This is a genomic window from Idiomarina sp. ST10R2A5 (assembly GCF_051842325.1).
In the GTDB taxonomy this organism is placed as follows: Bacteria; Pseudomonadota; Gammaproteobacteria; order Enterobacterales; family Alteromonadaceae; genus Idiomarina; species Idiomarina abyssalis.
The window spans coordinates 1-264 of sequence record NZ_JBNIEX010000043.1 but is presented as its reverse complement, the minus strand read 5'-3'; the positions used below and the strand labels follow the sequence as shown (position 1 = coordinate 264).

The window sequence follows — 264 nt, the reverse complement described above, 5'->3', positions numbered from 1 at the left end:
CGAATATCGAGGCGAGCGCGACCAAGAGCGCGTCGAGGACGAACGGCTGGCCGACCCCGCCGATCGCTGCGAGGGCCGCGGCGACGACGAGGACGGCGACGACGATCAACTCACAGAGAAACGCCAGCAGGGCCGACCGGTTGTAGGTGAACTGCCCGCCGAGACGTCTGTCGATCGGCGCGGTGAGAAACGCCGCAACGAGGGTCGGGACGCCGATGTACATCATCCCGAGATAGGCGTCGTCGAGAAAGAACCCGGACTCGA

At 65.9% G+C, this 264-nt stretch carries 1 protein-coding gene; it reads right to left on the bottom strand.

The features are described 5' to 3' along the window. A partial coding sequence (locus ACP7FG_RS13055) for a DUF2070 family protein (RefSeq protein ID WP_439226635.1) occupies positions 1 to 264 on the bottom strand: 264 nt, incomplete at both ends.